Genomic DNA, 23,564 nt, shown 5'->3' with positions numbered 1-23,564 from the left:
CCGGATCGTAGGGTGGGTACACGGTGCAGCAAGAGCCCGCCGCACGACGGCGGGCCCGAAACCGATACAGCGACTTACGCGATGCGCGCCGCTTCGTCGAACGACAGGCGCGGCAGGCGCGGGAACAGGCCCGCCGGATCACCGTAACCCAGGTTGACCAGGAAATTCGACTTGATGGAGGTGCCGGCGAAGAAGGCTTCGTCGACCTTGCCCGGGTCGAAGCCGGACATCGGGCCGGCATCCAGGCCCAGCGCGCGCGCGGCCAGGATCAGGTAGGCGCCCTGCAGGCTGCCGTTGCGGATGGCGGCTTCGTGGCGGCCTTCCTGCGGGCCGTCGAACCAGGCCTTGGCATCGGTATGCGGGAACAGGTACGGCAGCTTCTCGTGGAAGTCCAGGTCGAAACCGATGATGACGGTGACCGGCGCGGCCATGGTCTTGGCCAGGTTGCCTTCGGACAGCGCCGGGGCCAGCTTGTCCTTGGCTTCCTTCGAGGTGACGAAGACGAAGCGGGCCGGCGTGGTGTTGGCCGCGGTGGGACCCCACTTCACCAGGTCGTACAGTTCCTTCAGCAGGCTCTCGGGGACCGGCTTGTCGAGGAAGGCGTTCTGGGTGCGGGCCGTACGGAACAGCTGGTCGAGGGCGGCGGCGTCGAGCGCGTGGGACATCGGTGGATCTCCAGGGCGGCGAAAGGAAGTCAGTGCCCGCGGGCGGCGCGGGGCGAATCGACGAGCCGCAGTGTAGAGTGTCGCGACTGTTGCAACACCCAGCAGGACTGAAACGAATTAATGCCAATGGTGAAACGATCGAGCGCGCCCTGGACGGTCACTGACGGCCGCGCGGGCAATGTCCGCCAGGCGGTCGCGCTGGCCTCGGCATTGCGCCAGGGCACCCACCGACCGCTGCTGCTGCAACCGCGCGCGCCCTGGCGCTGGCTGGCGCCGCGGCGCCTGCCCGGCGATGTGAACGGCTACGGCGAGGCCTTCGCGACGCTGGCTGCCGACGCCCCGGCGTTGGCGATCGGCTGTGGCCGCCAGGCCGCTGGCGCCCTGCGCGTGCTGCGCGCACGCGGCAGCCAGGTGGTGCAGATCCTCGACCCGCGCATCGGCGCGCGCCACTGGGACGTGGTGGTGGTGCCCGAACACGACGCCCTGCGCGGCAGCAACGTGCTGACCCTGCTCGGCAGCCTCAACCCGGTGGACGATGACTGGCTGGCCTGGGGCCGCGCCGCGTTCGCCGGCTTCAGCACCCTGCCCGGCCCGCGCACCGCACTGCTGGTCGGTGGGCCGACGCCGCTGGCGCCTTGGGATGAGACGGCGATGGTCGGTGTATTCCAGGCGCTGGCCGAGCAGATCCGCAGCGAAGGCGGCAGCCTGCTGGCCACCACCTCGCGACGCACCCCACCGGCGTTGGCGGAGATCCTGCGCGCGAAATTCGCCGACCTGCCGCACGTGATCTGGGGCGATGGTGGCGACGGTACCAATCCCTATGGCGGCCTGCTCGGCTGGGCCAACCGCGTGGTGGTCTCGCCCGATTCGGTGAACCTGCTCTCGGAGGCGTGCGCCACGCGCATGCCGGTGATGGTGGCGCTGGCCGACACAGCGCAGGGCCGCCTGGCGCGCTTCCAGCAGCAGCTGCGCGAACGTGGGCGGTTGCAGGCGCACTGGCTGGACTGGCAGTACGACCGCATCGAGCCGCTGCGCGAAACCGCGCGGGTGGCGGCGGAAGTGAAACAGCGCCTGGCACTGGGGTAGTGCCGGCCGCTGGCCGGCAATCCTGGGCGCCTGGCATCGCGGTAATGCCGGGTGCGCAGCGTTTTCTGAACATTTCGATCCGGCACCACGGTTACAGTCCAAGGCCCCCCGTTGGACTGAACATCTTCATGCGTACCCTGCTCCTGCTGCCCCTGGCCCTGCTCGCCGCGTGTTCCACCGCGCCCACCGAGCTGGATCCGATCTCGTATCAATGCCAGCAGCAGCTGGACGCGTACCGCGAACAACCGGCGCTGCGCGATCCGAAGGGCCAGCGCCCGCCACTGCCGGTGGCTCCCATCAGTGACGCCTGCGACAAGGAGCTCAAGCGCAAGGGCGTGGATCGCCCGCTGCGCTGAGCAGCGTATGATCGGCGCGCGGGCCTGCCCGCCGTTGAAGGTACCGACATGGATCGTTTTTCCCGCCTGCACCGCGCCGCGCTGCTGATCGCCAGCCTGCTGGCGACCGCACCGGCCTGGGCCAACAGCACCGAATGCCGCGAGCGCTCCCCCAGCGTGGCGTCGCAGGCGGCGATGCTGGACGTGGCCTGGACCACCGCCGAACGCCTGGACGCGCTGCCCGATGTGGACGTGGTGGTGGCCGCGCGCGGTGGCCAGGACCTGAGCCGCTACGGCCTGCGCCACAGCCACCTGGCCTTCCTGCTGCGCGAGGACGACGGCCGCTGGCGCGCGATGCACCTGCTCAACCGCTGCAAGACCGACAGCTCACAGCTGTACCACGAGGGCCTCGGCAACTTCGTCGGCGAGAGCGGCGGCCATACCGACCTGCGCATCGGCGTGCCGTCGGCCCCCTTGCGTGCCGCACTGCGCGCGATGCTGGTGCCGCCCTCGATCCAGCCCAAGGCGCTGCACGAAACCAAGTACAACGTGGTCGCCTACCCGTTCGCCACCGACTACCAGAACTCCAACCAGTGGGTGCTGGAAGTGCTGGCGGCGGCGATGGCGCAGGCCGAAGGCGCGCCGGCCATCGTCAAGCGCGAACAGGCACAGCAGTGGCTGCGCCAGCAGAAGTACCAGCCCAGCGTGCTGCATATCGGCCTGGGCAAGCGCGTGGGTGCGCGCCTGTTCGTGGCCAACGCCACCACCACCGACCATCCGGCCGGCGAACGCATCTCCGGCAACTATTCGGTGGTGACGGTGGAATCGGTGTTCGACTTCCTGCACCAGCGCAGCCAGCTGCAGCAGGAACTGGTGATCCCCCATGTGCCGGTGGCCGGTGCCACCGCCGCCTCGCCCTGAATCCCGCAAGGAGAACGACATGCGTCTGCTGCACAACTCCCTGGTATCGATGCTGATCGTCACCGCGCTGGCCTGGTCATCGGCCGCCCATGCCGAACGCCGCATCGTGATCATCCATGACCCGGGCCCGCAGGGACCGAGCCTGGAAATGTCCACGCAGATGGTGGCCTCGGCCCGCGCCGCCGCCGCGAAGGAAGCCCAGGATGCCGCCGATGCCGGCCAGCCGCTGGCCCGCCCGCAGCAGATCAAGCTGCCGCAGATGGAGGTGAGCGCGATTGCCACTACCGTCGACGGCCGCCGCGAAGTGCTGCTGCGCGATGCCAACGATCCGCAGAACACCGCGTCGATGCAGTACCCGCGCGGCGTTGGCGACCCGGCCGTGCAGTTCACCGTGGGCCAGACCGTGAACTTCGAGCCGACGGGCAATGACCAGGGCTGGCAGTTGAAGGACAACCAGGGCCGTGCGCTGGAATACCTGCCCGAGGCTACCGGCCCGCGCGACATCTTCGATACCCGGCGCTGAGCCGCCGCCCCACGCTGACCAGGAGGTCTCCATGTTCCGTTGCCTGCGCGTTCCCACCACTGCATTGCTGCTCTCAGCGCTGCTGGTGCCCACCGTCCATGCCGGCGCCGCGCCGCAGTTGAACAGCAGCGAGGCCAGCGTGATCGTGACCTCGTTCGTGGTGCTGTCGCTGCCGATGGCGGCCTCGATGGGCCTGTCCGAACTGTCCAAGGCGCCGTTCAAGGCCAGCGAACGCAATGCCAGGGCGACCCGCACCAAGGCGGTGCCGCTGCCGCCAATGGAAGTGAAGAAGGTGGAGACCACGCCCACGGGCGAACGCCAGGTGCAGTTGCAGGTACCGGACAAGGCCGACCACACCGCCACCCTGCGCTGGCCGGTGCAGCCGCCGGGCGAGAACCCGACTGCAGCCTTCGTGGTCGGGCAACGGGTGCATTTCGACCCCACCGAGGCCGGTGCCGGCTGGAACGTGAAGAGCGCGCAGGGCCAGACCCTGGCCTATGTGCCGACGGCCTATGCCGCCGGTGATGTGATGAGTGAAGCGCTGTAAAGCTGAACGACCGGTTTTGGCTTTGCCGCAGGCCGGGCGGATAATGGGCGATCCCCTTTGTCCCCCTGGCTCGCCATGTCCGTGCGTCCTGCCCCTCTGTTTGCCCCGCTGACCCCGCGCGCCCTGGTGCTGGCGGTACTGGCCATGGGTGCAGTGGTGCTGCTGTCCAACGTGCTGGTGCAGTACCCGATCAACGACTGGCTGACCTGGGGCGCCTTCAGCTATCCGGTCGCGTTCCTGGTCAGCAACCTGATCAACCGCCGCTTCGGCCCGGGCCCGGCGCGCCGCGTGGCGTGGATCGGTTTCGCGGTGGCGGTGCTGCTGTCGATCTGGGTGGCCACCCCGCGCATCGCCATTGCCTCGTGCTCGGCGTTCATCGTGGCCCAGCTGCTGGACATCACCGTGTTCGACCGCCTGCGCCGCGGCAGCTGGTGGCGCGCACCGATGGTGGCCACCACCTGCAGCGCGACGGTGGACACCACCCTTTTCTGGTCGATCGCGTTTGCCGGTTCTACCTTGCCGTGGGTGAGCTGGGCCGCCGGCGACCTGGCAGTGAAGCTGGCGATCGGTGTCTGCCTGCTGGCCCCGTTCCGCGCGTTGTTGTGGAAGATGGCGCCGTTGCGCGCCACCAGCTGACCGCCATTGATCCGGTGGGTGCCGACCGTTGGTCGACACGCCCTGCAGAACTCATCGCTGCTGACAGATTGTGCCGACCAACGGTCGGCACCCACCAGGAGCGGCCATCGCAGGGCCATTGATCCGGTAGTCGCCAACCTTGGTTGGCGCTTGGCATTCATGCCAACCAAGGTTGGCATCTACCAACTGCAGTCCTCCGCCATCCGGCACTCAGGCGAACGGCAGCTCTGCCGCTCTGCACGCCGCCGTAATCGCTGCACACGCCTCTTCAATCGCCGGCGTGGTCGGGGCCAGCCGCGGGCGGCGGTCCAGCGTGCAGGCCAGGCCCACGTCCAACAGCGTGGCGTGCGCGCCATGCAGCGCCTGCGCAGTGGCATCCGGCAGGAAACCAACACCAGCCAACGCATTGATCAACGATGGCGTATCGCGCGGCTGCAGCAACGCCCCGTGCCGCGCACTGCGCGCCAGCACACCGGTCTGCAGCAGGAATTCCAGGTCCACCACGCCACCAGCACCTTGCTTCAGGTCCAGCCGTGCGGCGTCGCTGCGGTCCAGTTCGGTGCGCATGCGGCCGCGCATCTTCAGCACGTCGGCATACAGCACACCCATGTCGCGCTCACGCCCCAGCGTCTGTGCACGCACCTGCTCGAAATCGGCCAGCAGGCTGGCATCGCCGGCCACGCCACGCGCGCGCACCAGCGCCTGGTGCTCCCAGGTCCACGCACGTTCGCGCTGGTATTCGGTGTAGCTGGCCAGCGAAGACACCAGCGAACCCTTGCCGCCATCCGGGCGCAGGCGCACGTCGATGTCGTACAGGCGGCCGGCGGCGGTGACCGCACCGAGCAGCGCCATCACCTTCTGCGCCAGCCGCGCATACCAGCGCCCCGGCTCCAGCGGACGCGCGCCGTCGCTGGCTTCCACGCCGGCCGGGTTGTCGTGCAGGAATACCAGGTCCAGGTCGGAACCGAAGCCCAGTTCAAGCCCGCCGAGGCTGCCGTAGCCGATGATCGCGAAACGTCCACCGAGAATCGCGCCGTGCGCGGCGCGCATGTCCGCCTCGGCCATCGCCAGCACGGTGACCACCACCGCCTGCGCCAGTTCGGCCAGTTGCCGCGTGCTGTCCACCGCGCCCTGGCGGCCGTCCAGCGTGGCCATCGCCATGCGGAAGCTGAGCGCCAGCCGCGTCTCGTTGAGCCAGCGCAGTGCCGATTCGGGATCTTCCACCGCCAGCACCTGCTGGCATTCGGCCAGCATGCCGGCCGCATCGGGCATCGGCCCGGACACGCGCACATCCAGCAGTTCATCCAGCAGCAGCGGATACGCGACCAGGCGCTCGGCCAGCAGCGCGCTGCGCGCCAGCACATCGACCAGACGCGCCAACGCGCTCGGTTGTTCGTCCAGCAGCGCCAGATAGCTGGTCCGGCGCAGCACCGCCTGCAGCAGGCCGAGCACGCGCTTGAGCGCGGCATCGGGCTGCGGCGAACGCGTGGCCGCATGCAGCAACGCGGGCAGTACGCGATCCAGCCGCGCACGCGCCGCATCGGACAATGACTTCACGCCGGTCCCCTGGGCGAAATCGCGCAGCGACTGATCGGCGCCATTGGCATCGAGGAAACCGGCTTCGGCCAGCAACGGCGCGTTGCTGCCCTCGGGCAGGCTGCGCCAGTAGTTGGCCAGCGCGTCGGGCGCGGCCTGGCCCTTGCGCGGGGCCAGCAGCGCGGCGAATTCGGTGCTGACCCGCTGCTGCTGTTCGGCCAGTGCCGCGCGCAGTACCTCCCAATCCGGGTAGCCGAGGCCGATGGCGATGCGCGCGCGGTCCAGCGCGTCGCTGGGCAGCACGTGGGTCTGCGCGTCGCGCAGCATCTGCAGGCGGTTCTCCAACCGGCGCAGGAACAGGTAGGCCTCGCGCAGCGCAGCGCCATCGTCGGGCGCAATCTGTCCGGCGGCCACCAGCGCGTCCAGTGCCACCAGCAGGCGGCGCTCGCGCAGCGCCGGCTCACGGCCACCGCGGATCAGCTGCAGCGCCTGGCACAGGAACTCGATTTCGCGGATGCCACCGGCGCCGCGCTTGATGTCTTCGTGCAGCTCGCGGCGCGCGACTTCGGCGGTGATCGCCGCCTTCATCTCACGCAGGCCGTCGAGCGCGGTGAAATCCAGGTAGCGGCGGTATACGAATGGGCGCAGGGTCTGCAACCACGCTTCGCCGGCGTCGATGTCGCCGGCCACCGCGCGCGCCTTCAGCCACGCATAGCGCTCCCAGTCGCGGCCTTCGCGCTGGAAGTACTGATCCATCGCCGCGAACGACAGCGCGACGCGACCGGCGCTGCCGAACGGGCGCAGGCGCAGGTCGACGCGGTGGCTGAAGCCATCGACCGTGGTTTCGTCCAGCAGCTTGGCCAGGCGCTGGCCGAGGCGGGCGAAATACTCCTCGGCGGCCAGCGCGCGCGGACCGTCGGATTCGCCGCCCTGCGGGTACGCATAGACCAGGTCGATATCGGAACTGAAGTTGAGCTCGCCACCGCCGAGCTTGCCCAGGCCGAATACCACCAGCTGTTGGGGGACGCCTGCGCCATCACGAACCACGCCGTGCCGCTGTGCGAATTCCTGCTGCAGGGCGTCCAGCGCCAGCCGCAGGCAATCCTCGGCCAGGGTGGTGGCGCCAGCCAGGGTCTGCGCCACGTCGTCCAGCCCGGCCAGGTCACGCCAGATCAGCCGCGTGGACATCGCGGTGCGCCAGCGCCGCAGCTGTGCCGACCAGTCGCTGGGTTGCAGCGGATCGAGCACCGGCGCCGGGATCGGCGGGCAGTCGGGGGCGGCCAGCTGCGCCAGCAGCGCCGGTTGCCGCACCAGGGTGTCCAGCGCGAAGTCGCTGGCCACCGCCAGCCGGGTCAGCAGCGGCAGCAGCTCGGCCGGAACGGGCTCGGTCAGGACCTGGGCCAGGCGCGCCAGGGCGCGGTCGACAAGGGGCTGCAGGGTGGCGGGCAGGTCAGCGGTGGCGAGGGTCATGCGCTGATTCTCGCGGGGTCGGATCCCTTTGCCAACGGCGAAGGGCTCTGACCCCGAGGTGCCGCCGGTTGATGCCGCTGCTGGGGTCAGAGCCTTTTGCCCTTGGCAAAAGGATCCGACCCCGAAGGGGTGCCGCGCATTCATTCTGGGCGGCAGGCAATAAAAAAGCCCGCTTGCAGCGAACTGCCAGCGGGCTCTGCTCCCTCCCCCACGTCGGGATGCAGGGCCATCGTGCGGGCTGCGAAAGCACTTTGCACGCTGCACTGCAAAACAAAACCGGTGGGTATGGGTGACGCCGGTGGGGAAAAGCCATTCCACGAAGGTAGAACCCCCCGTACGGATGAGGATGGCCGATAATCGGGTTTCCCCCCAGAAACACTGTCGTCATGTCTGTTGATCGCATCGCCAACGCGCGTCTTCGTGACCGCGTGGTCTCCGCCGAGGCCGCAGCCGCGCTGATCCAGCCCGGTGAAACCGTGGCCATGAGCGGCTTTACCGGCTCCGGGTATCCCAAGGCCGTTCCCGTCGAACTGGCCCGCCGCATCGAAGCGGTGCACGCCCAGGGCCAGCCCTTCCAGATCAAGCTGATGACCGGCGCCTCCACCGCGCCGGAACTCGATGGCGCGCTGGCCAAGGCCGATGGCATCGCCATGCGCATGCCGTTCCAGAGCGATCCGGATGCGCGCAACCGCATCAACGAGGGCAAGCTGGATTACATCGACATCCACCTCAGCCACGTCGCCCAGCACGTGTGGTTCGGCTTCTACGGCGAGATCGATACCGCCGTGATCGAAGTCTCGGCCATCCGCGAAGATGGCTCGCTGGTGCCCTCCACCTCGGTCGGCAACAACAAGACCTGGCTGGACCTGGCCAAGAAGGTGATCGTCGAGGTCAACGAATGGCAACCGGCCGGCGTCGACGGCATGCACGACATCTACTACGGCACCGCGCTGCCACCGCACCGCAAGCCGATTCCGCTGGTGAACGCCAACGACCGCATCGGCGACACCGCGCTGCGCTGCGACCCGGACAAGATCGTGGCCGTGGTGCGCACCAACGGCCCGGACCGCAACAGCCCGTTCAGTCCGATCGATGCGACCAGCGAACAGATCGCCTCGCACCTGATCGAGTTCCTCAAGCACGAGGTGAAGAAGGGCCGCCTGCCGCCGAACCTGCTGCCGCTGCAGTCGGGCGTGGGCAACATCCCCAACGCCGTGCTGGCCGGCCTGGCCAGGAGCGGTTTCCGCGACCTGGCCGCGTTCACCGAAGTGATCCAGGACGGCATGCTCGACCTGCTGCGCGATGGCGTGCTGAGCTACGCCTCGTGTACCGGCTTCGCGCTGAGCCCGCAGGCCAACGAGACGTTCAAGGAGAACATCGATTTCTACCGCGAGCGCATTATCATGCGCACGCAGGAGATCTCCAACCATCCGGAACTGGTGCGCCGCCTCGGCTGCATCGGCATGAACGGCATGATCGAGGTGGACATCTACGGCAACGTCAACTCGACGCACGTGATGGGCACGCGGATCATGAACGGCATTGGCGGTTCGGGTGACTTCGCCCGCAACGGTTTCCTGTCGGCGTTCCTGAGCCCGTCCACTGCCAAGAACGGCACCATCTCGGCGATCGTGCCGATGGCCAGCCATGTCGACCACACCGAGCACGACGTGTCGGTGATCGTCACCGAACAGGGCCTGGCCGACCTGCGTGGCCTGACCCCGCGCAAGCGCGCGCAGGTGCTGATCGACAACTGCGCGCACCCGGATTTCCGCCCGCAGCTGCAGGATTACTTCGACCGTGCCAGCCGCGAAAGCTACGGCAAGCACACCCCGCACCTGTTGCCCGAAGCACTGTCGTGGCACCAGCGCTGGCTGGATACGGGCACGATGAAGGGCTGACCCCGGGTCCGGACATCGGGTAGAGCCGGCCGCTGGCCGGCTTCCCCTACAGCCGGCCAGCGGCCGGCTCTACCTTCACGCGGTGCGCAGCGCCGCCAGCGATTCGGCCTGCAGCCGCTCGTAGATCTCGAACTCGTCATTCACCGCCACGCCCAGCGCCTGCTCGAAAGCCTCGCGGTTGGCGTGCGCGGCATACGCGCGCTGTTCTTCGCCGCCCAGGTTCGACTGGAAGATGCCCGCGGCACTGACCGGCAGGAAATCCTCGTAGACGATCGGATCGGCCGTGGCCAGGCCGGCGGCCACCAGCACTTCGGCAGGCAGATCGGCCACGCGTTCCGGCGCGCCGCGGCCGGCGTCGGTCAGCTGGTAGCGGTAGTAGCCCAATCCTTCCTGGCGCAGCGTGTCATGGTCATCCGGGAAGCTGGCGAACACCGCCTGCAGGCGCTGCCCGTAGTCGCCACCGGTACTGCCTTCGCCACCGGCATCGCGTGCCTGCGACAGCAGCTGGTCGTACAGCGCGCGGCCCTTCGGGGTCAGCGCAAGGCCGCGTTGTTCGATCTCGCCGAAGCGCGCGGTATGGGTGCCGGCATCGCCACCGTCCGCATCCGGGAAATGCACGGCCTCTTCCAGCGCCTTGAAGCTGGTCTGGCGCAGCAGGATCGGGCAGGCGCGGCGCGGCGGCCCTTCGATCACCGCCTTGGCCGCCATGCCGTGCTCGATCATTGCCGCCTGCGCTGCGTCGATGTCCAGCGTGCGCGGGGTCAGGTGGTTGATGTGCGGGCCACGGAAACTGACCACGTCGGCCACCAGGCGGTGCGCATTGTGCAGCGCGTGGTAGGTCGGCAGATCGACCGTGGCATCGCCGTGCCAGCGGAAGGTTTCCAGTGCTTCGTCGACGAAGCGCTCGGCGTCGGCCTGCGACAGGCCACCGTCACGCTCGGCCTGGTCGATCAGCGCCAGTGCGCCGTCGGTGAAGATGCGGCGGCGTGCCAGGATCTTCGCCGACTCGGCACGCAGGGTTTCGTCTTCGATCAGCTCCAGGCGCAGCAGCGAGGTGAACACGCGGAACGGATTCTGCGCCAGCGCGGCGCCGGTCAGCGGGCGGAACGCGGTGGAGTGCACGGGCACGCCGGCTACCGACAGGTCGTAGTAGCCGACCGGGTACATGCCCATCACCCCGAACAGGCGGCGCAGCGTCGCCAGCTCCTGCGCGGTGCCGACGCGGATCGCGCCATGGCGCTCTTCGTCCAGGCGCGCACGCTCGTCGTTGCGCTGCAGCTGCGCGGCCAGTGCCGGGTCCTGGGCAAGCACCTGCGCGTTGATCCGCTCCACCAGCTCCACCAGCGTGCCGTACAGCGGCACTTCGGTGCGGTACATGCGGGACATGGCCTGCGCGAACAGGCGGCGGATCACATCAGGCGAAACGAAAGAGGCGCTCATCAGTCACTCGATTACGGGAACGGGGAACAGCTCGGACCCGTATTGTCGCCGGAGCGCGCGGCGGCGGCGATACGCAGAGCAACATGGCCGGGTAGTGCCGGCCGCTGGCCGGCAACCTCCTGATGCCTGGAAGGGTGCAGTTGCCGGCCAACGGCCGGCACTACCGCTTCAACTGGCGCTTCAGGGTGGCATCCAGGGTGATCGGCCGGTCCCAGTGCTGGTAGCTGGCCACGATGGCATGCCGCACAGCGCGGTAATGCAGGTTGTCCGGCTTGGCCGGCATGCGCTTCACCACCGCTTCCCAGCCGCCCTCCGGGTCCTGGCTGAAGGCGCGAACGCTGTCGCGGCAGGTCTGGCCGCTGGCCTTGGCCCAGAAGCAGGCGAAATAGATATCCCCGGCCTGCCAGCCATGGGTGGTGAACAGCGCATTGATGTAGCCGCGGGGGACATCGGCGTAGCGCGACACTTCATCGAGGAAGGCATCGGGGTAGCGTTCGGCGTAATGGTTGATGTCCTGCAACTGGGCATCGATCCAGCGGTCACCGGTTTCCACGGTATACGCCGCCGAACGCTCGGCGGTCTGCTGGGCCGGCACGGTGGCCGGCGCCAGCAGCAGGGACAACAACAGCGCGCGCAGTCGAACGTTCATGCCACGATTCTGCCGCAGCTGCCGGGCCCTGTCAGGCCGCCGCAGCGGCCTTGGCCTCGATCGCCGCCAGTGCGGCCGGCCAGTCGTGGGCGGTATCGGCGGTGACCATGCGCGGTTCGTCGTCGGCCACGCCGTGCTGGGTCTCATGGGCCCAGGTCACCGCGTACGGGGTATGCACGCCCCAGCCACCCAGGGTCACCACCGGCTCGATGTCCGAGCGCAGCGAGTTGCCGACCATCACGAAGCGCTGCATCGGCAGGTCGAATTCGGCCAGCACGCGGGCGTAGGTTTCCGGGTCCTTCTCGGAAACGATCTCGATGCGCGGGAACAGCTCGGCCAGGTTGGCGACCTTGATCTTCGCTTCCTGGTGGAACAGATCGCCCTTGGTGATCAGCACTACCGGGTAGTGCTCGGCGATGGCCGCCACCGCTTCGCGCACACCGTCGATCAGTTCCACCGGGTGGCGCAGGGTATCGTGGCCGATATCCAGAATGCGCTGGATGTCCTTGGCCTCGATGCGCTGGCCGGTGATGTCGATGGCCGCTTCGATCATCGATAGGGTCATGCTCTTCACGCCGTAGCCGAAGGTACCCAGGTGGCGCTGCTGAACTTCCAGCAGGTGGCGCGCGGTCTGGGTGTCGTGCACGTCGACATAGCGCGACAGCAGGTCAAGGTAATCCTGCTCGGCCTTGCGGTAGTAGTCCTCGCTCTTCCACAGCGTGTCGTCACCGTCAAAACCGACCAGGCCGATGGCGCGCGACGGCGCAGGCGTGGACGTGTTCATCGGCCAAGGATACAGGGGTGGCGATGACGAGAAAAACCCGGGCGGCCGCAGCCGCCCGGGTCCCCATGCACCGGTCTTCCCGAATCAGGTCTGGATCAGCGGCCCTGCGCCGCGCCGGCACCCGCACCGGCCTGCTGCGCGGCCACGTAGGCCTTGTACTCGTCGGCGCTCAGCTCGCCGTCCTTGTTGGTATCGGCCTGGTCGAACACCTGGGCCAGGCCGGCGTTCACCTGCGCCTCGGTCTTGCTGATGGTGCCGTTGCCATCGGTATCGATGCTGGCCCAGGTCTGGCCACCACCGTTGGCCTGCGCCGAGGCCGCTGCGGCCGCATCGGTCGCCTGGTCAGCCGCCTGCCCGGCCTGTGCTGCCGCCTGCTGGGCCTGCGCCGCTTCATTCTGCGCATGAGCGGCCTGCTGCTTGGCCGACTGGGCCATCGCCGGTATGGCCAGCACGCTGCCAGCGGCGACGATCAGGGCGATCAGGGGCTTGCGGTTGCGAATAGTCATCAGGGGTGTCTCCTGCATATTGGGTGGTGTTGCGCGGCCTGTTGTTTCCGCACGGCACCTACCCTGCCACCGCGTTTCTGAATCGATTTTGGGCCGCGACCGGCCTCCACACGCACGATTAACCACTCGCATCCACGCATGCTTTAGCGCGCTGGTTAGCGAGGAGTGAGCGGCTCATAAGATGCGCATTCAACGCCTCTGCATTTAACCGGCAGGCAACGAAAAACCTGCGTCAGTCGACGGTTTTTTCCAATGACCGCGAACTGAACAACACCCATCCCAAGGCGACACCGGCGAGCGCGCCGGCGATTTCCAGCACGACACGGCTGCCGAGCTCGTTCGGATCGTGGATGGTGGCCAGGAACAGGCGCGCGTACAGCGGCGACTCCAGTCGCACGATACCCATGTAGAACAGCTTCCACGCATCGATGCCAGCGGAGGCCACCACCGAGATGACGCAGGACCAGCCGATCGCATGCCCCACCGACCAGTGCAGCAGCCGGCACAGCCGCGACCACACGAAGTACACCAGCAGCCCGACCAGCAGGGCGATGGCGCCGGCTTCCAGGGTGCCGAGCAGGCCGAAGTGCAGGGGAAGGTTCATCGGGTGGGCAGGGATGAAGAGGCGGCCAGTGTAAGGGATCTGCGCCGGACCCAATCGGCAGCCACAGTGGATCCACGCCATGCGTGGATGAATCTCCATCCAAATCGAATATCTCGACGATTGAACAAGGAGCAGCCGAGCATGGGCTCGGCTCTACAACGGACCACGCGGGAAACTGTCAGAGGCGGGGCGGTGCCGGAATGCGGGGTGTCAGCCGCATGGATGCGGCGACCGAGCTTACATGGACGTACTTGCAGCGTCCCCCGAAACCGGACCCGCCCCGCCAACCCACGGAACGCACACTGTTGCTGTTGCGTCTGATGTTGCCGGCCAGCGGCCGGCACTACCGCGGGGGCGGGGCGCAGCCCTGCCGATGCCCCTACCGTACCGGGACATCGTACGCGGTGCCGGGATCCGGTTCGGGCTGCAGGGTGTAGTGCCACCACTCCTGCGGATAGTTGACGAAGCCCCGCCGCGCCATCGCGCGCACCAGTTGCTGGCGATTGGCCTGTTGCGCATCGCTCAATCCGCTTGCCTGCGTATGCGCGCGTGGACCGAAGAAATCGAAGTCGGTGGCCATGTCCAGCGGCGTGCATGCACCGCTGCGGCAATCCAGCAGGCCCAGATCAACCGTGGCGCCACGACTATGGCCAGAGCGCTCGGCGATGTAGCCGTCGGCCAGCAACCGTGGTTTGTCCAGGTCCGGGTACTGCTGTGCCTTGCGCGAGCGCTCGCGCGGATCGTTCACCCAGGCCATGAAGGCCTGCACCGAACGCACCGGCCGGTAGCAGTCGTAGAGCCGCAGGCCGAAGCCATCGCCGCGCAGGTCCTGTTCCACCTGTGCCAGCGCCTTCGCCACCGGCGCCAGCAGATAACACGATGGCGCCTCGTAGCCGGGCACGCGCGCACCGGTGAAGTTGTTGGCACCGGCATAGCGGATATCCAGGTCGATGCGCGGCGACAACGTGCGGATCTCCACCAGTCCGGCGCTGGCCGCGTCGGTTGCCGGTGAAACGCGCGGTGGCTCAGCGGCGCTGGTGGTCGCCGCCAGCGCAGTCGCCAGTACGAGTGAAGTGCAGATCCTGGAAGTCATAGCTGAAGTCGATGTCCGGGTCGATGGCGCGCAGGTCCAGCGTCGGTGCCGGGCCTTCGCCTGGCTGCAGCCACGCCTGCGCCTCGTCGCCCAGCGTATCCCAGCGCAGCAGCCAGCGCCCCTGCAGCTGCAGCACCGTGGCCTGCAGCCGGGGCGACTTGTCCACGCTGAAACGCAGGCCGTCCTTGCCCGGGCAGAGCGAGGCCGCGCCCAGCCACGGATCGCGGTAGCGGCCCTGCCAGCGGGACAGGTCCGTGCGGCTCGTCTCCTGCGCCGCCGCGGTGGATGGCCGCGAATGGCCGGTCGCGGCCCGCGTTGCCTGGTCAGCCTTCAGTTCGGCCAGGTATTCCATCGCCGGACGCGCATCGTCCGCTGCGGTGAAGCGCTTCAGCGCGGCCTGCATCAGGGCCATGCGTGCGTCCTCGCCTTCGCCGTTGATCAGCATCACCACGCCCACCTTCCGGTCAGGCAGCAGCGCCAGCGATGAATACATGCCTGACAGCGTGCCGGTGTGCGCCACTTTCCACTGGCCGTCCATGTCGGACACGCGCCAGCCATAGCCGTAGCCGTAGAAGTGCGCGTTGTCCCAGCGCCGCTGGCGTTCACCCAGCGGCATCGGCATGTGCAGGGTCCACAGCGTGCGGCGCTGCTCCGTGTCCAGCCAGCCGGGCGCCAGGGTGGGATCGAGCAGCACCTGCATCCAGCGCGTCATGTCGCGCAACGAACAACGGATGCCGCCGGCCGCCATCGACGGCAGGTCCGGGCTGGTTCCACCATCGGCGTTCACCACTTCATTGCGTTCGCCACGCCAGGCATGCGGCTGCGCTACGTTGCCCACGCGTTTCACCGACCACGCCCCCACCTGGCAGCGCGTCATGCCCAGTGGTTCGAACACCTGCTCGCGCATCAGCTGGTCATACGGCTTGCCGCCCGCCGCAGCGGCCACTTCACCGGCCACCACGTACATCAGGTTGTCGTAGGCATAGTGACTGCGGAAGCTGCTGACCGGCTTGAGATGCGCCAATGCGGCGATGATGTCGGCACGGGTGAACGCGTTCGGCTCCGGCCACAGCATCAGGTCCCCGGCGCCCAGGCCCAGGCCGCTGTTGTGGATCAGCAGGTCGCGCACCTGCATCTGCTGGCCCACCCACGCATCGTGCATGCGGAAGCCCGGCAGATGCCGCTGCACCGGATCATCCCAGCGCAGCCTGCCCTGCTGCACCAGCCGCGCCAGCAGTGCAGCAGTCATCGCCTTGCTGTTGGAGGCGATCTTGAACAACGTGTCCTCGTCGATGCGGCCGCCATCGCCACGCGCGCCCTCGGCGTGGCGATAGACCACCTGCCCGTTGTCGACCACCGCCATCGCCAGCCCGGGCAGGTGCTCGAGCTGGACGACGGCAGCGACATCGGCATCGAGGGAGGCGGTCGCGGTGGTCTGTGCCACCGCAAACGGGAACACCGCCAGCGCCGCCGCGCAGACACAGTTTCGAGCCTGCCGTGCGGGCTTCAGTAGGCCCATGTCACGGTCAACTGCGCATAGCGCGGTGACTGGAAGCCGGTGCCGTAGCGGTACAGCGGGTTCGGCGTGCCGATGCTGTCCTGCGGCTCGTAGTCCTGGTCCACGGTCACCACGCGCTGCTGGTTGAGCACGTTGTACACCGCCAGCTTCAGGCGCAGATCGGTGGGAATCGGTACCTTGTACGAGACGCTCACGTCCAGGTCATAGGTCCAGGGCGTGCGGCCATCGCCACCGCGTGGCGAATGCACGAACACGCGCTGGGATGGAACCGTCGCCTGGCAGTTGGACACGCACACGTAGTAGCTGTGGAAGTCGGTGTCGTCGAACGGATTGCCGGCGCCGAAGCGGGTAATCGGGCTGCCCGACTGCACGCCCAGGGTGGCGGCCACGCTCAGGTTCTCGGTCAGCGCGTAGCTGCCTCGGAACTTGAACTGGTGGCGGCGATCATTGGCCAGGTAGCCATAGCCCCCGTAGTTCACCCACGGATTGTCGAAGTTCTCGGTGCGCCCTGCATCGGCGAAGTCGGTATCGGAGTTGACCGGGCCCTCTGCGTTGCCGCGACCGTATGCAAGGGTGTAGGAGGCGTTGAAGCCCCACTTGCCGTCCCACGCGCGGTCGACCTGCAGTTCCAGCGCCTTGTAGTCACGCTTGGGCTTCACCCAGCCGCGCTGGCCGACATAATTGCCGTTGTCGTCATACAGCGCCCAACCTTCCTTCGAGGTGTCGATGCTGATCCAGCCATCGTTGCGGCCGTCGCAGTCGGTGTCACCCCACACGGTGTTGGTGCGCCCCGGGTTGCCCATGATCCACACGCCGTCGATGGCACCACACTGGCCGGTCGCGGTGATGTTCATGTCATCGATGGCATTGTGCAGGCGCCGGTAGGTCACGCTGGCGCCTACCGACCAGGCCTCGTTGATCATCTGCTGGAAGCCCAGGATCGCTTCATCCTGGTAGACCGGGTCCATGTCCCGGTTCACTTCCGCGCGCAGGTCCGGCACGCTGCCGTCGCCCTGCGAGTTGTCCACCGGGCCGATCTGCGCGCCCAGGTTGGGGATGTTGTTGGCTGCGCCGGTGTAGCCGAGGAACTCGTACCAGGTGCGCTCGTCGAGGAAACCACCGGCCTGCTTGATGTTGATGACGTTGGCCACCGGCAGGAAGTATCGGCCCAGGTTGCCGAACACCTTGGTCGTGCCATCGCCGCGCACGTCCCAGGAGAAGCCCAGGCGCGGGGCCAGCATGTCGTCGATCTTGATGTAGCTGCTGCCGTCGCCGCCCTTGTTGTCGAAGGCTTCCAGGCGCAGGCCCATGTTCAGCAGCAGATTCGGCGTCACCTGCCAGTTGTCTTCCAGGTAGTAGGCCGAGTTGATCGTCTCGAAGGCCCCGTCCACTTCATAGCGACGGGTGCGCACGACCACGCCGCTGGCCGGCACCACGCCACCGTTCAGCGAGCTGCCGGGAGTGCGGTAGTAGATGTCGTAGCGGAAGCCGCCCGGGCCCGGATAGGCGCGGCTGTAATCGGAGGTGTTCTCTTCCCGATCCAGGCCGAACCGCAGCAGGTGGTTGCCCAACGTCCATTCGAAGTCCGCGCGCGCGGCCTTGCGCGTGTCCAGCGCCGACTCCAGCTGCGAGCTGCTGGTGCAGCTGCGGTCGCCCTGCAGCGACGGCGGCACGCCCTGGCCGGCCGTGCGGTTGTCGAACACGCGGTTGCAGTTCTGGTCCATCAACGAGCTCTGCACACGGTTGCGCTTGTTCTCGCCGTACATCAGCTTCATGGTCAGGTCGTTGTTGACCTGCCAGCTGTAGGTACCGGACCAGTTCTTGCCACCCACCGTGTTGTAGATCTGGTTGCTGCGCTCGCCCACGGTCTGCCCCGTGGCGTAGTCGTAGGCGTAGACGTCGGTGAGGGTCTTGCTCTTGTCCGAGAAGCCGAACAGCGACAGCATCTGGTTGTCGGTGATCTGCCAATCGATCTTGCCGCCCCAGAACGGATCATCGGCCTTGCCCTGGCTCAGGCGCGTGCCGGCATCATTGGTCGAGGTGGGACGGTAGTCGCGCGCCTCGTACATGCCGAAGAAGAACAGGCGGTCCTGCACCAGCGCACCGGAAGCGAACACATTCAGCGCGCTGCGGCTGTAGTCGTCGCGGCTGGCGGTGATGTAGCGGCTGCCGCTGCCGTCGTAGCGGTCGCGTGCCTGCGACTGCCACGCGCGCGGCTCGAACACCAGTTCGGCACCGGCCTTGAAATCGTTGCTGCCCGAGCGGGTCACCGCATTGATGACGCCGCCGGTGCTGCGTCCGAACTCCACCGAGTAGCCGCCCGTCTTGACCTGGAATTCCTGGTAGAACGAGAACGGCACCGACGAGAAGCCGACCCGGTTGTAGAAGTCGGTGACGTTCAGGCCATTGATGTAGACGGTGTTCTCGGCCACCGACGAACCGCCGAAGGAAATGCCCTGCCCGCCCAGCGACCCCTTGCCCTTCACCGCGCCCGGCGCGAGCAGCGCCACCGCGGTGATGTCACGGTCCACTGGCAGGCGCGACAGCTCCTCGCGGGTGATGTTGGTGGCCGACTCGGTGGACTTCACATCCACCATCGACACCACCTGCGGCGCCCGCACTTCGACCGTGCCCAGGGTACTGACCGCACCCAGCGGCACGTTCACCGTGGTCGCGCTGCCGAGACTGACCGTCACCTGGCCGACACGGCTGGCGCCTCCACCCGGCAGGCTCACCTCCATCTCATAGGTGCCGACCGGCAGCAGCGGAATGCGGTAGCTGCCGTTGGCTTCGGCCTGCACGGAGCGCACGAAGCCCGTTGCCGGGTTGCGTACGGTCACCGTGGCACCGGCCGGTACCTGGCCGGCATCGCTGACCAGCCGGCCGACCACTGAACCATCCTGTGCGAATGCGCTGGGCGCGATCACGCCCAGACACGCCCCGAGAGCGACGCACAACGCCGCCCGCTTGATGCTGTAAGCCTTCATCCCCTGCTCTCTCCTGCAAGAATTGAATGGTGTGGAATGCGATGTGTCGCGCTAGCGTTGCCTGGCTGGCAGTACCCGCCACTGGAAGTCGTAGCTCCATTGGTCGAAGTACAGGTTGCCGCCTGCCCACTCGGCCTCGCCGCGCTGCGAGTCGACCGTTTCCGAGCGGAAGTGCTGCTTGGCCGGCACGAGGGGCTGGCCGAAATCATCGTTGAAGGCGATGCGGTAGCCATCGAGGCCACCCAGGTAGAAGTTGCGCAGGGCCGGCACATCGCTGGCCAGTGCGCCGGTGGTCACGTCCATCGGCAGCCAGCCATACGGCGCCAGGTAGACCTGTCCCCAGTCATGCAGGTTGTTGTAGCCACTGCCATCGTCGGAGAACACCATGCCCGACTGCCAGCGCGCGGGAATGCCATTCAGGCGCAGCAGCGCGATCAGCAGCAGGGTCTGCTGCCCGCAATCGGCATGGCCGGAACGCAGCGCGTAATCGCTGATGTTGCTGAGCGTGGAATATTCGCGCGCACCGGCCCAGGGAATACGGTCGACCGCAGCAAACAGCTTGCGCACCACTTCATATGGGCGCGTCTCGCCCTGCAGCACCTGGTCGGAGAACAGCTTCAACGCAGGGGTGAAGCGCACATGCGGCAGCTGCTCGGCCAGATACGGCTTCAACGCCGTATCGGCCGGGGTCGGTTGCACCACGGCCGGGTCGATCGCGGTGTGCCGGGCGAAGATCGTGACCGCGTAGCGGATCTCGAAGCGGGTCGGCTGCCCGGCCACCGCTTTGGCCTCCAGATAGGCCGTGCGTTGCAAGGTGCTGGCCGGTGCCACCCGCGCCTTGCCTGGGCTGCTGCCCAGCCACTGCACCTGCTCCTGCTGGCCGGGGATCTCGCGTGGGTACGGAATCCAGGCACGCACGGTTTCGCCGGCCGGCACGGCATCGGCCTTCACCGTGAGCGATTGGGTGAATTCGATACGCTGCGGCAGCACCGACGCCCGGCCACTCTGTTCGGCCGCGGCGACCACGCGCGTGTGGTGCGCGTTGAGCACTTCGTTGGGCCCTGGAGGCGGCATCGGTGCATCCGCACGGCGGCGTGCGCGTGCTTCGTCGCTGAGCAGGAACAGGTTCGACGGTGCGCGCTTGAAGTACCAACGCTCGCCATCGATATCGAGATGCTCGATCAGGCCAAGCTGGTCCCAGCGCGCGAATTCCTCGTCGGTCAGGTCGGGAATCCAGCGGCGCACGGCAGACTTGGCGGCGGTTTCGTCGAGGGAAAGATCCAGGCGGATGCGGCGCATGCGCTCACGCTGGAACGCGCCTTCGGCAGCATCGCTCCCTGTCGCCAGCAACGCATCGGCGTCGCTGAAGCGGCCGCCGTCGATCAGGTCGATCACCTGCGCCTGGCGCGCACGCTGCTGGCTGCTGCGCCCGTCTGCCGCCTGCGTGACCGACACCCACAGCAGCAGCGCGGCACACAGGCCGGCAGCAGCAGGCAGACGCGGTTTGCGAATGGCAGGATCCACAGCGACACTTCCCCAGCGCGGGTGGTAACGGCTGTGTAACACGGGCCGGGATGCCGGTCAATAATTTATTCTTGCTTTCGATGCCGAAAGGAATAAATATTCCACAAGGCATTCGAGGAGGGTGTGCACCGCATGAGCCTGGCTTCCCGCGAACGGCACCGGCATTGGCCGCGCCGCTTGACCCTGGCCCTGTGCCTGCTGGCCGCACCGGCCTTTGCACAGGCCGCCCCGGCGCCCGATCCCGGCGCACCGCTGCCCTATGTGATCGGCCTGCACGAGGCCTACCTGACGCCGCAGTACTGGGCGGCGCGTCTGGACAACGCCGATGCGCCGATCCTGGATCGCGCGCAGATCGAGGCGCAGAACGCACGGATGCGGGCGCAGGACAGCCATATCCGCGACATCGCGGCGCTGCCAGCCCAGCTTGATGCGGCGACGGTGCGTGCCAGCATCACCGCGCTGTCGAGCTGGCCCACGCGCACCCTCTACAGCGACAAGGGCACGCCCATCGCGCCGGCCCTGCGCAGCGCGATCGAAGCCAACCTCGGCCTTGATGCGATTCCCGCCCAGGTGGCACCGGCCTACGGGCTGGTGGTGAAGCGTGCCGCACTGCGCACCTTCCCCACCCGCGAGCGCGTCTTCAGTACCGTCGGTGACACCGACATCGACCGCTTCCAGGAATCGGCACTGTTCCCCGGCGACAAGGTCGCCGTGGTCCACCGCAGTGCCGACGGCCGCTGGCTGTTCGTGCACAGCGAGCGCTACAGCGCGTGGATCGAAGCCGACGCCATCGCCAGCGGCGACAAGGCCACGGTGCTCGGCTACGGCGCGAAGGGACCCTACCGGATCATCACCGGTGCCACCGCGCAGACCGCCTACACCCCGGAAGAACCGCGTGTCTCGCGCCTGCAGCTGGACATGGGCGTGCGCCTGCCGGTGCTGGCCGACTGGCCCGCGTCAGAACCGGTGAACGGCCAGCAGGCGCACGCATCGTGGGTGGTGCAGCTGCCGGTACGCGAGGCAGATGGTCGCCTGAAACTGGTACCGGCCCTGCTGCCGCGCTCGCAGGACACCGCCGCCGACTACCTGGCCCTGACCCCGCGCCTGTTGCTGCAGCAGGCCTTCAAGTTCCTCGGCGAGCGCTACGGTTGGGGCCACGACTACGACTCCCGCGACTGCAGCGGTTTCGTCTCCGAGATCTACCGCAGCTTCGGCGTGCTGCTGCCACGCAATACCAGTGCACAGGCGGTCAGCCCGGCGCTGGATCGCCTGCCGTTCACCGGCAAGGACGGCAAGGCACTGCGCGACCGTGCCGTCACCGACCTGAAGGTCGGCGATCTGGTCTACATCCCCGGCCACGTGATGATGGCCATCGGCCACGTCGACGGTCGTACGTGGGTGATCCACGATACGGCGGGCGGCAGCTGGTTCGGTGCCGACGGCACGCGCGTGCAGGCCCATCTCAATGGTGTTTCGGTCACGCCGCTGGAGCCGATGATGGCCAGCGATACCGTCCGCTACATCGACCGCATCACCAACATCCAGCGCCTGCGGGCCAAGACTCCTGAATGAAGATCACCGCCATCGAACTGGGCATGCTGCGCGTGCCGTTGAAGACACCGTTCAAGACCGCCCTGCGCACGGTGGAAACCGTGGAAGACGTGGTGGTGCTGATCCGCACCGACACCGGCAACACCGGCTATGGTGAAGCCCCAGCCACCGCCGTGATCACCGGCGATACGCACGGCTCGATCATCGAAGCGATCCGCCACTTCATTGCCCCGCGCCTGATCGGCCAGGACGTGGTCAACCTCAACCACCTGTGCACGCTGGTGCAGACCGCGATGGAGCGCAACACCAGCGCCAAGGCGGCGGTGGAGATCGCGCTGTACGACCTGTGGGCGCAGCTGCACGGCGCCCCGCTGTACCAGATGCTCGGTGGCGGCGACCCGGTGATCACCACCGACATCACCATCAGCGTGGACTACATCGACAAGATGGTGGCCGACTCGCTGTCGGCAATCGAACGCGGCTTCGAGTCGCTGAAGATCAAGGTCGGCAAGGACATTGGCCTGGACATCGAACGGGTCAAGGCGATCCATGCCGCCGTGGAAGGCCGCGCCCTGCTGCGCCTGGACGCCAACCAGGGCTGGACCGCCAAGCAGGCAGTGCATGCGATGCGTACCCTGGAAGACGCCGGCGTGGTGCTTGAACTGCTGGAGCAGCCGGTGAAAGCGGCCGACATCAGCGGCCTGAAGTACGTCACCGACCGCGTCAACACGCCGGTGATGGCCGACGAGAGCGTGTTCAGCCCGAGCCAGGTGATGGACCTGATCCAGCAGCGCGCGGCCGACATCATCAACATCAAGCTGATGAAGACCGGCGGCCTGTCCAACGCGATCCGCATCGCCGACATTGCCGGCATCTACGGCGTGCCGTGCATGATCGGCTGCATGATCGAATCGAGCATCAGCGTGGCCGCCGCCGTGCACCTGGCCGTGGCCAAGAGCGATGTGATCACCAAGGTCGATCTGGACGGCCCCTCGCTGGGCCAGTTCGATCCGGTCAGCGGCGGCGTGCATTTCAACGAATCGGAGATCAGCATCAGCGACGTGCCGGGGCTGGGCATCACCGAAGTGCGCGGGCTGGAGATGCTGGGTTGATTTCTGCCTTGCGGCTGACGTTGCGTGCCACTGACGTTGGGTCGCGCGTTACTTTTCTTTTCGCGAAAAGAAAAGTAACCAAAAGAAACGCTCCGCCGGCCGCGAGCCGGTGCTACGCACCGGTTCCCTGCGCTCCTCGGCCCGTCGAGGGACGGCGCGGGAACTCGCTGCGCTC

Annotated in this window: 20 protein-coding genes; 9 read left to right on the top strand and 11 right to left on the bottom strand. The window is 67.5% G+C overall.

Translation table 11 applies throughout. The annotated features are described in order from the left end of the window. Window positions 1–74: 74 nt before the first annotated feature. On the bottom strand, window positions 75–665 hold the full coding sequence (locus AC5P5W_RS10880; protein ID WP_075076857.1) for a malonic semialdehyde reductase: 591 nt from the start codon (window positions 663–665) through the stop codon (window positions 75–77). A 126-nt stretch (window positions 666–791) separates the two neighbouring features. Between AC5P5W_RS10880 and AC5P5W_RS10875 the strand changes: the two genes are divergently transcribed. From AC5P5W_RS10875 to AC5P5W_RS10850, 6 genes are all read left to right on the top strand, one after another. Next, window positions 792–1,751: a mitochondrial fission ELM1 family protein gene (locus AC5P5W_RS10875; RefSeq protein ID WP_180835707.1), complete on the top strand. Its 960-nt coding sequence runs from the start codon at window positions 792–794 to the stop codon at window positions 1,749–1,751. 128 nt (window positions 1,752–1,879) lie between these two features. After that, on the top strand, window positions 1,880–2,107 hold the full coding sequence (locus AC5P5W_RS10870) for a hypothetical protein (RefSeq protein WP_014645731.1): 228 nt from the start codon (window positions 1,880–1,882) through the stop codon (window positions 2,105–2,107). Between the two features lie 48 nt (window positions 2,108–2,155). After that, window positions 2,156–3,007 (top strand): DUF2145 domain-containing protein, encoded by an 852-nt coding sequence (locus AC5P5W_RS10865; RefSeq protein WP_046428259.1) that lies wholly within the window; start codon window positions 2,156–2,158, stop codon window positions 3,005–3,007. A 19-nt stretch (window positions 3,008–3,026) separates the two neighbouring features. After that, window positions 3,027–3,530, top strand: a complete 504-nt coding sequence (locus AC5P5W_RS10860; protein ID WP_014645729.1) for a hypothetical protein — start codon at window positions 3,027–3,029, stop codon at window positions 3,528–3,530. A gap of 31 nt (window positions 3,531–3,561) precedes the next feature. Continuing rightward, complete coding sequence (locus tag AC5P5W_RS10855) at window positions 3,562–4,077, top strand: hypothetical protein (protein ID WP_014645728.1); 516 nt, start codon at window positions 3,562–3,564, stop codon at window positions 4,075–4,077. A 75-nt stretch (window positions 4,078–4,152) separates the two neighbouring features. After that, window positions 4,153–4,713 carry a queuosine precursor transporter gene (locus AC5P5W_RS10850; protein WP_014645727.1) on the top strand — a complete coding sequence of 187 codons (561 nt, stop codon included), beginning with the start codon at window positions 4,153–4,155 and terminating at the stop codon, window positions 4,711–4,713. 210 nt (window positions 4,714–4,923) lie between these two features. On the opposite strand, the gene glnE is transcribed toward AC5P5W_RS10850, so the two are convergent. Beyond that, window positions 4,924–7,719 carry a bifunctional [glutamate--ammonia ligase]-adenylyl-L-tyrosine phosphorylase/[glutamate--ammonia-ligase] adenylyltransferase gene (gene glnE / locus AC5P5W_RS10845; RefSeq protein WP_197575394.1) on the bottom strand — a complete coding sequence of 932 codons (2,796 nt, stop codon included), beginning with the start codon at window positions 7,717–7,719 and terminating at the stop codon, window positions 4,924–4,926. Window positions 7,720–8,105: 386 nt separating this feature from the next. On the opposite strand from glnE, the gene scpC reads away from it, so the two are divergent. Continuing rightward, window positions 8,106–9,620, top strand: coding sequence for a succinyl-CoA:acetate CoA-transferase ScpC (gene scpC / locus AC5P5W_RS10840; RefSeq protein WP_032960979.1), 1,515 nt, complete (start codon window positions 8,106–8,108; stop codon window positions 9,618–9,620). 75 nt (window positions 9,621–9,695) lie between these two features. Here the strand turns inward: scpC and hglS are convergent, their stop codons facing one another. The 9 genes from hglS to AC5P5W_RS10795 all read right to left on the bottom strand — a co-directional run bounded on the left by hglS (window position 9,696) and on the right by AC5P5W_RS10795 (window position 20,726). Further along, window positions 9,696–11,060, bottom strand: coding sequence for a 2-oxoadipate dioxygenase/decarboxylase HglS (gene hglS, locus AC5P5W_RS10835; RefSeq protein ID WP_197576166.1), 1,365 nt, complete (start codon window positions 11,058–11,060; stop codon window positions 9,696–9,698). A 160-nt stretch (window positions 11,061–11,220) separates the two neighbouring features. Then, complete coding sequence (locus AC5P5W_RS10830) at window positions 11,221–11,709, bottom strand: hypothetical protein (protein WP_053495789.1); 489 nt, start codon at window positions 11,707–11,709, stop codon at window positions 11,221–11,223. 31 nt (window positions 11,710–11,740) lie between these two features. Then, complete coding sequence (locus AC5P5W_RS10825) at window positions 11,741–12,493, bottom strand: HAD family hydrolase (RefSeq protein WP_049397778.1); 753 nt, start codon at window positions 12,491–12,493, stop codon at window positions 11,741–11,743. A gap of 95 nt (window positions 12,494–12,588) precedes the next feature. Next, window positions 12,589–12,999: an EF-hand domain-containing protein gene (locus tag AC5P5W_RS10820; RefSeq protein WP_014035758.1), complete on the bottom strand. Its 411-nt coding sequence runs from the start codon at window positions 12,997–12,999 to the stop codon at window positions 12,589–12,591. 232 nt (window positions 13,000–13,231) lie between these two features. Beyond that, on the bottom strand, window positions 13,232–13,603 hold the full coding sequence (locus AC5P5W_RS10815) for a hypothetical protein (RefSeq protein ID WP_046428249.1): 372 nt from the start codon (window positions 13,601–13,603) through the stop codon (window positions 13,232–13,234). Window positions 13,604–13,982: 379 nt separating this feature from the next. Beyond that, on the bottom strand, window positions 13,983–14,696 hold the full coding sequence (locus AC5P5W_RS10810) for a M15 family metallopeptidase (RefSeq protein WP_232017601.1): 714 nt from the start codon (window positions 14,694–14,696) through the stop codon (window positions 13,983–13,985). After that, complete coding sequence (locus tag AC5P5W_RS10805; protein WP_197575145.1) at window positions 14,629–16,215, bottom strand: serine hydrolase; 1,587 nt, start codon at window positions 16,213–16,215, stop codon at window positions 14,629–14,631. The genes AC5P5W_RS10810 and AC5P5W_RS10805 overlap by 68 nt, the downstream gene beginning before the upstream one ends. Continuing rightward, window positions 16,203–19,202 (bottom strand): TonB-dependent receptor, encoded by a 3,000-nt coding sequence (locus AC5P5W_RS10800; RefSeq protein WP_164166856.1) that lies wholly within the window; start codon window positions 19,200–19,202, stop codon window positions 16,203–16,205. Before AC5P5W_RS10800 ends, AC5P5W_RS10805 begins: the two co-directional genes overlap by 13 nt. A gap of 51 nt (window positions 19,203–19,253) precedes the next feature. Next, entirely contained in the window at window positions 19,254–20,726 is a 1,473-nt protein-coding gene (locus AC5P5W_RS10795; protein ID WP_111206363.1) for a transglutaminase-like domain-containing protein, read from the bottom strand. Between the two features lie 132 nt (window positions 20,727–20,858). Between AC5P5W_RS10795 and AC5P5W_RS10790 the strand changes: the two genes are divergently transcribed. Both AC5P5W_RS10790 and AC5P5W_RS10785 read left to right on the top strand, forming a co-directional pair. After that, complete coding sequence (locus AC5P5W_RS10790; RefSeq protein ID WP_197575143.1) at window positions 20,859–22,298, top strand: SH3 domain-containing protein; 1,440 nt, start codon at window positions 20,859–20,861, stop codon at window positions 22,296–22,298. Beyond that, window positions 22,295–23,389: a dipeptide epimerase gene (locus AC5P5W_RS10785; RefSeq protein ID WP_014645715.1), complete on the top strand. Its 1,095-nt coding sequence runs from the start codon at window positions 22,295–22,297 to the stop codon at window positions 23,387–23,389. Before AC5P5W_RS10790 ends, AC5P5W_RS10785 begins: the two co-directional genes overlap by 4 nt. Window positions 23,390–23,564 lie beyond the last annotated feature (175 nt).

Source organism: Stenotrophomonas sp. YJH_SMC_123 (assembly GCF_059368215.1).
This window is presented reverse-complemented; position numbering and strand designations above follow the sequence as displayed.